Source organism: Mucilaginibacter gynuensis, assembly GCF_039541195.1.
GTDB classification, from domain to species: domain Bacteria; phylum Bacteroidota; class Bacteroidia; order Sphingobacteriales; family Sphingobacteriaceae; genus Mucilaginibacter; species Mucilaginibacter gynuensis.
Map to the genome: position 1 here is coordinate 225,445 of NZ_BAABFT010000008.1, position 9,187 is coordinate 234,631.

10 protein-coding genes are annotated in these 9,187 nt (G+C 43.6%); 7 read left to right on the plus strand and 3 right to left on the minus strand.

Features of this window, described 5'->3' with window-relative positions; genetic code table 11:
* Window position 1 precedes the first annotated feature (1 nt).
* The gene (locus ABD894_RS16770) at window positions 2-1,339 is read left to right on the plus strand and encodes a TldD/PmbA family protein (RefSeq protein WP_345212219.1); all 1,338 of its coding nucleotides are present in this window, start codon (window positions 2-4) and stop codon (window positions 1,337-1,339) included.
* Between the two features lie 312 nt (window positions 1,340-1,651).
* Here ABD894_RS16770 and ABD894_RS16775 read toward each other — a convergent pair whose 3' ends face one another.
* Genes ABD894_RS16775 through ABD894_RS16785 form a run of 3 tightly spaced genes read right to left on the minus strand, consistent with a single transcriptional unit; the run spans window position 1,652 to window position 3,990 of the window.
* Window positions 1,652-2,653 (minus strand): LiaI-LiaF-like domain-containing protein, encoded by a 1,002-nt coding sequence (locus ABD894_RS16775; protein WP_345212220.1) that lies wholly within the window; start codon window positions 2,651-2,653, stop codon window positions 1,652-1,654.
* Between the two features lie 2 nt (window positions 2,654-2,655).
* On the minus strand, window positions 2,656-3,264 hold the full coding sequence (locus ABD894_RS16780) for a PspC domain-containing protein (protein WP_345212221.1): 609 nt from the start codon (window positions 3,262-3,264) through the stop codon (window positions 2,656-2,658).
* Window positions 3,265-3,285: 21 nt separating this feature from the next.
* Window positions 3,286-3,990: an SDR family oxidoreductase gene (locus ABD894_RS16785; RefSeq protein ID WP_345212222.1), complete on the minus strand. Its 705-nt coding sequence runs from the start codon at window positions 3,988-3,990 to the stop codon at window positions 3,286-3,288.
* Window positions 3,991-4,180: 190 nt separating this feature from the next.
* Between ABD894_RS16785 and ABD894_RS16790 the strand changes: the two genes are divergently transcribed.
* The 6 genes from ABD894_RS16790 (at window position 4,181) to ABD894_RS16815 (ending at window position 8,746) form a co-directional block, all read left to right on the plus strand.
* Window positions 4,181-4,393 (plus strand): hypothetical protein, encoded by a 213-nt coding sequence (locus ABD894_RS16790; RefSeq protein WP_345212223.1) that lies wholly within the window; start codon window positions 4,181-4,183, stop codon window positions 4,391-4,393.
* Window positions 4,383-4,814 (plus strand): putative toxin-antitoxin system toxin component, PIN family, encoded by a 432-nt coding sequence (locus ABD894_RS16795; RefSeq protein WP_345212224.1) that lies wholly within the window; start codon window positions 4,383-4,385, stop codon window positions 4,812-4,814. The genes ABD894_RS16790 and ABD894_RS16795 overlap by 11 nt, the downstream gene beginning before the upstream one ends.
* A gap of 210 nt (window positions 4,815-5,024) precedes the next feature.
* On the plus strand, window positions 5,025-5,756 hold the full coding sequence (locus ABD894_RS16800; protein WP_345212225.1) for an MlaE family ABC transporter permease: 732 nt from the start codon (window positions 5,025-5,027) through the stop codon (window positions 5,754-5,756).
* Window positions 5,753-6,505: an ABC transporter ATP-binding protein gene (locus tag ABD894_RS16805; protein ID WP_345212226.1), complete on the plus strand. Its 753-nt coding sequence runs from the start codon at window positions 5,753-5,755 to the stop codon at window positions 6,503-6,505. The genes ABD894_RS16800 and ABD894_RS16805 overlap by 4 nt, the downstream gene beginning before the upstream one ends.
* Window positions 6,506-6,728: 223 nt before the next feature.
* Window positions 6,729-7,616, plus strand: coding sequence for a class I SAM-dependent methyltransferase (locus ABD894_RS16810; RefSeq protein ID WP_345212227.1), 888 nt, complete (start codon window positions 6,729-6,731; stop codon window positions 7,614-7,616).
* Between the two features lie 80 nt (window positions 7,617-7,696).
* Complete coding sequence (locus ABD894_RS16815) at window positions 7,697-8,746, plus strand: hypothetical protein (protein ID WP_345212228.1); 1,050 nt, start codon at window positions 7,697-7,699, stop codon at window positions 8,744-8,746.
* Window positions 8,747-9,187 lie beyond the last annotated feature (441 nt).

The following is a 9,187-nucleotide window of genomic DNA, read 5'->3' on the forward strand; positions in this document are numbered from 1 at the left end:
TATGCCTATTTTAACAAAAGACGAAGCCCAGGCTTTACTCAAAAAAATATTATCATACTCCAAAGCTGACGAAGCCGAGGCCAGCATCAGCGGCAGCGATGGCGGCAATATCCGTTACGCCCGTAATTCGGTATCAACAAGCGGGTTCATCAGCCAAACCAATATCGTTATATCATCGGCCTTCGGCAAAAAGCTGGGTATAGTTACCCTTAACGAGTTTGATGATGCCAGTATAGCCAAAGCTGTTCGCCAATCGGAAGATCTGGCACGGCTGGCACCCGAAAACCCGGAGTATATGCCCTTTTTAGGTCCGCAAACTTATGGCCCCGAAGCTAAAACTTATGTAGAAGCCACCGCCGCTATCACGCCGAAACAACGCACCGATATGGTGGCGCAAAGCTTACAGGTATCAAAAGATAATAAGCTTACCGCTGCCGGCTTTGTACAAAACAGCGCGGGCTATTCGGCCAGGTTAAACTCAAAGGGTTTGTTTACCTATAACACCTATACCAACGTTAACTTTTCGGTAACGCTGCGCACGGCAGATAGCACAGGTTCGGGGTATATGGCGAAAGATTTTAATGATGTAGCCAAGATGAACGCTTTGTCGGCATCGCAGATAGCGGCGCAAAAAGCTACCAAATCTGTAGCGGCCAAAGCCATTGAACCCGGCAAGTATACCGTGATACTGGAACCCGCTGCAGGTATTGTATTGCTCGAAAACCTTTGGGGATCGTTAGATGCCCGTAGTGCCGATGAAGGCCGCAGCTTTTTGAGCGCCCCCGGCGGTAAAACCAAAATGGGTGAAAAACTGGTAGACGAACGCATCAATATCTACTCTGATCCGTCGAACATCGAGCTACCAACAGCTAATTATAATGGCGAAGGCCTGCCCCTCGTAAAAACCAACTGGATTGAAAAGGGCGTAGTAAAAAACATGTACTACTCGCGCTATTGGGCGCAAAAGAAAGGTGTAAAACCTGTGCCCTACCCCAATGGTTTTATTATGGATGGCGGAACAGCCAGTTTAGAGGAATTAATAAAAGGTACAGCCAAAGGCATACTGGTTACCCGTTTATGGTACATCCGTTCGGTTGATCCGCAAACCTTACTGTATACCGGCCTTACCCGCGATGGTACTTTTTACATTGAGAACGGACAGATCAAGTTCCCGATAAAGAATTTCAGGTTTAACGAAAGCCCGGTGATCATGCTCAATAATTTAGAAACGCTGGGCAAACCGGAACGTACCGTAAGCGGTGAATCGGGCGCAAGCGCAATGATTCCGCCAATGAAGATCAACGAGTTTACGTTCACTTCATTATCTGACGCTGTTTAGTCAGTTTTTGAGTTCACGCTATGGGCGGTTAGCAGTATTGCTAACCGCCCATTTTTATTTCTACTAATAAAGATCCGACGCAGCCGCTTGGCTCCAGCCAAGTGGCAACTATCCCGCGGCGTCCCGCCGCTGTCAATAATGTAATATTTAAACCACGACGGCCGGAGGCCGTGAAATAGTTGCCACTCGGCTGGAGCCGGAGCGGCTGCGGGGGAATGCGAACTGCAAACAGTATAACTGTAAACAAAAAAGGCAGCCTGCATATAATGCAAACTGCCTAACATAAACTGCAAACTAAAAAACTAATCGTATTTAATATCTTTTTACGTTGAACTCTGATATACCACCGCTCATTTTAATGTGGATCTTGTTTTTAGCGGCTGCATATCCGGGGGTTTCGTAGTAGTTGTCTTTTATTTTTTTGAAGCCATCAAAATGTGTTGACGACAGACCTGATGAACTTGTTATACTGCAAGCCGCGTTTTGCGGTACGCTAATGTTCACTTCAGATACGCCTGTTGAAACTTCCACACTGGTAAGTTCTAAAGGCTGACCTAATTTTACAGTAAGCGAAGCCGCGCCACCGTTTAATGTAACCGAACGTACCTTGAATTTGGTAAGGTCGAAATCTAACTCGGTAGCACCTGTTTTTACGTTGATATCCCAAACAGGGTTAGGGTTTAACCTGAAGGTGGCTACATTGCTGTTATCGCTGCTCCAGTTGATGTGGCCTTTTTTGCTGCGCATCCTGAAATCGAGCACCGCTACCGAATCTTCTTTAGTACTGCTGAACTCATAGCGGCCCATTACCTCTTTAGTATCGGCATGGAACAATTGCGCCGTGGTATCTGATAATTTATATACCGTGCCACCACCGTTAACGTTTAAGCGGGCATAGCGGGTATCGGCAACAAAAGGTTCGTTAAAAGCGCTTTTGCCTTCAACTTTCACAATGCCCTTACCTGCTGTAACGGTATCGTTGTCATCGTCGTCGTCGTCATCATTGTCGTTATCATGGTTGCTATCACTGTAGTCGTAATGGTATTTAAACGGCCCCCAGAAATGGTAGCCCCTGCCCGGGTTAGCAAATATGATGAGGCCGAAACCCAGCAATACTACCAGTACCTTTACTCCTATTGCCCATGGGGCACGGGTGTTTGACAGTACCAGGTTAACACCTGCAATTACTAAAAACACAGGCCATAAGCGGAACAAGTTGCCCCAGTGAAAATCAATATAGCCTAAGTTGTGCAAAAGGAAAGCACCGCCTATTAATACGAGTACTAAACCCGGAATTATTTTATCGCTTCTCATGATTATACAGTTGGAGGGTTAGTGTTATTTTGGTTGTTTATATCAAAGTCTTGCGGCTCTTTAGGCTCGGCAGGCGGCGGAGTCTGGCTCCAGTCTTTCCTATCCCAGGGCTGTTTGCGGGCTCCCGAAAAAATGAAGCCTATACCTGCCAGTACCAGTACTATCGGCCAAAATATGTCAAAGTCAATATCGGGTATCAGATCGAACTCGTTGAACAGGAATGCCCCACCCATCACAATTAATACAGCGCCTGCAATTACCGCAAAGTTTGAATTGCGTTTTGGCAACGGCGGCACAGCAAACGGAGCGCCTTTACCAAACGGGCCAGAACCAAATGGCGGCGGCGTGTTGGTATTAGTGAAAGGGTTGAATGGTTCTTGCGGGGGTACGGTATAATCTACCGTTGGGCCCGGGCCATACAAAAACGGGTTCTTTTTAGGCAATACGATCCAAAGGATGATGTAAGGCAAAAAGCCTACTCCCTTTAATACCAATGCGAAAGCAAAGGCCACCCTGATGATGGTTACATCTACACCAAAGTAATCTGCCAGTCCGGCGCAAACACCACCTATTACCTTGTGTTGTTCGTCGCGATAAAGTTTCTTTTCCATATTATTTACAGTTTAATAGTTTTACAATTGGCCGCCTGCCGGTTTGATCACTATCTCATCAACATTTGCGCCCTTACTCATTTTATATATTGTAATGATGGCTGATGCTACATCTTCGGGCAGTACCATTTGGTTTTTATCTACCTCCATCCCCTTCCATGAATCTGTTAATGTTGATCCGGGAATGATGGCTGTTACCTTAACACCGTGCTGCTGCATTTCGAGCCTCATTACCTTATTAAGACCTAACAAAGCATATTTTGTTACGCTATACACCCCTGCCTCTGCTATAGGGTTTATACCTGCAACCGAGCATATATTGAATATATGCCCTTCACCGACAGAAACCATACTTTTACCGAAGAAACGGTACAGTTCGTAGGCCGGAACGAGGTTTGTATTCACCTGTTTTTCGAAGGAATCATCACTGTCGTTAAGTATAGAAGCATGCTTGTACATACCCACGTTATTCACAATAATTCCGATGAAACCCAGCTTTTTCTCGGTGAATTCGGCAAATTTTTTCAGTTGCTGCTTGTCGCTGGCGTCGGCAACCATGGCGGCAACTTCAATTTGAGGGTTAATTGCTTTTAATTCGGCTTCAAAAGCAGCCAGTTCCTCGGCGTTGCGCGAGCATACGGCAACGTTAATTCCTTCTTTAGCAAGAGCAATGGTAATAGCGCGGCCCATTCCTTTGGTGGCACCGGTAATAATGGCGTTCTTCATGTAAATAATATGGATGTGTAATAGTAATAGTTAAGCTTTAAAGTAAGCAAATTTACAGCAGAGTTGTGAATAATAGTAGAAAATGCTGTGAGGAGGGGACAATAGCTGTCGCGAGTTGAAAAACCTTACTAAAATATATAACCTTATATTAGACTATAATTTAATATTTCCGTTAAATTTGTATACAAGCATGAATACTTTAAAGATTAACATATTAAATCCGAAAGCGGTAAAACTGTTGAAAGACCTTGCTGATCTGGAACTGATATCCATACAGGAGACTTCTAAAAGCGGATTTGAAACTGTTTTAAAGCGTCTTCGTGCAAAATCAAAATCGGCACCCTCACTTGAAGAGATAACCAAAGAGGTAGAAACAGTACGTACTAAACGATATGCCGGATAAACCCATCCGAATTATTTTAGACACCAATATTTGGATAAGTCTTTTAATTACAAAGGACTACGAAAAATTCGACCCCATCCTATTTTCAGGAAAAGTTGTATTGATTTTCAGTGAAGAACTCTTATCTGAATTTGTCACGGTAGCGCAACGGCCAAAGTTCAGGAAATATTTTACGCAGACCGATCTTGAAGAACTTATCGAGGTAATTGATGAATCGGCAGAGTTTATAAAGGTAAGATCTGCGGTTACAGCATGTCGTGATGCAAAAGATAATTTTCTTTTGTCATTGGCTGTGGATGGTAAAGCCGATTATCTGATATCGGGCGATAACGACTTATTAGAATTAAATCCGTTTGGCCAAACACATATAATTACAATTACAGAGTTTCTTTCCATTGTTAACAAAACAGAGTTGCGCTAAACTCTCGACAGCTGGTTACTCCTTGTATAACTTTCCCACAAACCATCCTATTAAGTAAATAACCTGCAACGCTAAAACAATTTGTGCCTTTGTTTATTATTAACGTGAATACGGGCATCTTTTTACAACATATACAGCGTAAGTTAATGTGTACTTGAAAGCGGCATGTAATTTAAAAAATGTATTTTTAACCGAATTTTACGCTTACCAATGTTTTATAGTTTAGGAAAATATATACTCTTACTACGTTTAAGCTTTAAAAAACCCGAGAAATTCAGTGTATACTGGGCCGAGGTAATGCGCGAAATGGTTTCGGTGGGCATAGGCTCGCTGGGTATCATCTCTATCATATCCGTATTTATTGGCGCGGCTACTACCATTCAGGTTGCTTTTCAGTTGAATAGTCCGTTGGTGCCGCTAAGTATTGCCGGTAAAATTGCCCGCGACTCTACCATACTCGAATTTAGTCCTACCATATCGGCACTGGTGCTGGCGGGACGTGTGGGCTCCAGCATCGCATCGCAAATTGGCACCATGCGGGTAACCGAACAGATAGACGCGCTCGAAATAATGGGTGTTAACGCGCCCGGTTACCTCATATCGCCCAAAATTATAGCGGGAATGACCATGGTACCCATATTGGTTACCATATCTATCTTATTGGGTATAACAGGCGGTTACATTGCCTGCTTAGCATCTGGTGATATCAGTCCTGCTGATTATTTGATGGGTGTTACCGATGGCTTTGATGGTTTAACTATAAAAGTTGCCCTTGTTAAGGCTGTAGCGTTTGGTTTCATCATCGCTTCCGTTTGTGCTTACCAGGGTTTTTATACCAGTGGCGGCGCGTTAGAGGTTGGCCAGTCGGCTACACAAGGCGTGGTATACAGTTGCGTAATGATCTTATTTGCTGATCTTGTTATTACCCGTTTAATGCTATGATCGAAATTAAAGACATTTACAAAACTTTTGGCGATAACGATGTACTTAAAGGCATCAGCGCTACTTTTAAAACAGGCAAAAACAATCTTATTATAGGTGGCTCGGGTTCGGGTAAAACAACTTTGCTTAAGTGTATTGTAGGCTTGCACGAGCCAACCAAGGGGCAGGTGTTTTTTGAGGATGAGAACTTTACCGAAATGGATTTTGAGCAACGTGTGCCTATCCGTACGCAAATTGGTATGCTGTTTCAAAACTCGGCATTGTTTGATAGCATGACGGTTGAAGAGAATATCATGTTCCCGCTTAACCTGTTCACCAAGCAATCAAAAGCCGAAAAGCTCGACCGTGCCAACTTTTGCCTTGAAAGGGTAAACTTGGCTGGTAAGAACAAACTATTCCCGGCAGAGCTTTCGGGCGGTATGAAAAAACGTGTAGGTATTGCCCGCGCCATATCCATGCAGCCAAAATATTTATTTGTGGATGAGCCAAACTCCGGTCTCGATCCAAAAACATCCATCCTGATAGATGAACTGATTAACGAACTTACCCAGGAATACCAGATCACTACCGTGATAGTAACCCACGATATGAACTCGGTAATGGGCATAGGCGACCATATCATTTTCTTGCACCAGGGCCAGAAATGGTGGGAAGGCTCAAATAAAGAAATAGCCCATACCGACCTTCAAGAACTCAACGACTTTGTTTTCGCCAGCAAATTTATGCAGGCAGCCAAGGAAAAGTTGTAGTTTTTCAGTTAGTATTGAGTAGTTAGTATCAAGTAGCAAGACATTACCTGATGCTAAATACGATTGTATGAGTACAAACTAATTTGTTCAAGCTATAACGCCTCTGCGCATAACAGTGCACTTTCCATCTTTAAATACATAATAATTAATTTTAGCTACTTTTGCAGAATTGCCGGTTATTAAGAAATCTTGATACCTGATACTAACTACTTGATACTAAAAAATGATCCAACTACTTACACCAACGCACTGGAAAGATTATGAGCTGATTGATTGCGGCGACTTTGAGAAGCTGGAGCGTTTTGGCGAGGTGATATTAATACGCCCTGAACCACAGGCTGTTTGGAACAAGCAATTGCCCGAAAGCGAATGGCAGCGCTTACACCATATAAAATTTAAAGGCCGTTCGGCCACCGCGGGCGACTGGGTAAAAAAGAGCCCGAAAACGCCTGAACGCTGGCATATCGAATACAAGAACAACGAAGTAGCTATCAAATTTCGTTTAGGGTTAACCTCGTTTAAGCACCTAGGTATTTTCCCGGAGCAGGCTGTTAACTGGGATTACATCACCCAAAACGTAAAAAGCTTTACTACGCCCGAACCAAAGGTACTTAACCTGTTTGCTTATACAGGCGGCGCGTCGTTAGTAGCAAGGGCCGCCGGTGCCGATACCACGCACGTGGATTCGATTAAACAGGTGGTTACCTGGGCAAACGAAAATCAGGAATTATCGGGCCTTACCAACATCCGCTGGATGGTAGAAGATGCCCTGAAATTTGTGAAACGTGAAGTTAAACGCGGTAAAAAATATAACGGCATCATCCTCGACCCTCCTGCTTACGGCCATGGTCCCAACGGCGAAAAATGGAAGCTGGAAGACCACATCAACGAGATGATGCACGACGTGATTCAACTGCTTGATCCGGAAGAACATTTCCTGATATTGAACACCTATTCGCTTGGGTTTTCATCGGTAATTATCGAGAACCTGATTCGCAGCGCTTACCCCAAAGTGCAAAATTTAGAAACCGGCGAGCTATACCTGCAAGCCACCGCAGGCCCTAAATTACCGCTGGGCGTATTCGGTAAATTTTATAAAAATAAAAGCTGATTAGCCCCCGCAAAAAATTATATTTACAACAAACAAGTGCCGGTAAATTAGTTAGCCGGCATGCACATCAACCAATATTTATGAAATTAAAACACGTCCTGCTTGCAGGATTATTCACGTTTTCATCGCTAAGTTTATTTTCGAGTTGTTCACAAACCGGCGGCAAAACCACTAAAGCAAATACTGCCGGCGGCGCGGCCGCTACCGCGGATGGTGCCGACACCACTGTAAAAGCTGTACTTACGCCTATTGATACCGCCTTATACGATTCGCTGATGGTGAAACTGGCCAATGGCGATACTACCGGTAAATGGCCCGTTAAAAAAACACCATATCCTTTAGCCGGTGCCATATTGCCGTTTAAACGCGTGGTAGCTTTTTACGGTAATCTCTTCTCTAAAAAAATGGGAATACTTGGCGAATTACCGCCTAAAGAAATGCTGGCCAAACTAAAGGTAGAAGCTAAAAACTGGGAAAAAGCCGATCCTAAAACACCTGTACAACCAGCCCTGCATTATATTGCAGTGGTAGCGCAGGGTGATGGCGGTAAAGATGGTAAATACCGTTACCGCATGCCTTTTAAACAAATTGATACGGTATTATACCTTGCCAAAAAGATAGATGGTATTGTGTTTTTAGATGTACAGGTTTCTTTAAGTACCATTAAAGATGAGCTGCCCCTGCTTGAGAAATACCTGATGATGCCGCAGGTTCATTTCGGTATGGACCCTGAATTTTCTATGAAGGATGGTTCGAAACCGGGTAAACGGATAGGCACCTATGATGCAGCCGATATTAATTATGTATCAGGTTACCTGGCCGATTTGGTTAAGAAATACAACCTGCCTCCAAAAATTTTGATCATACACCGCTTTACCCGTAAAATGGTGACTAATTACCAAAACATCAAATTGCGGCCTGAAGTACAGGTAGTAATGGATATGGATGGCTGGGGCGAACCCGACCTGAAACTGGGCACTTACCGTCACTTCATTTTCTCGGAACCGGTACAGTTCACCGGCTTTAAATTATTCTACAAAAACGACCTTAAGAAAGAGCCGCACCGCATGTTAACCCCTGCCGAGCTGCTGAAATACAAACCTGCCCCTATTTATATACAATATCAGTAAATAGATATTGGCTTAAATAAAAAAGGTGCGGATAATTTTATTATCCGCACCTTTTTTATTTTAAATGTCATCTCGACGAGGAACGAGGAGAGATCTCCTTCATCAAGCAAGTAGCAGGCTTAAGGGCGAAGAAGATCTCTCCCTGCGTTTCGAGATGACAAGCAAATTGAAAGGTTTGACAACTTTTTAAAAGTTGTCAAACCTGCAAAAGCACAACTCCTTCATACCCACAAAAATGCGGCATCGTAAGGAACGGGCAGTACAGGCCCTGCCTAAGTACAAACTTTCATAGTTCCTTGCGCAGCCGCGACTTTTCTTTTTTGGTACTTTTTTCTTTTGAGAGAAAGTGGCTGTTGCACAATATTGGCTGTTGAGGTCAATTATTATTAACTTATCAATATCCGTCCAAATGTTCAAAACGTTGTTGATGGGTGCATACTA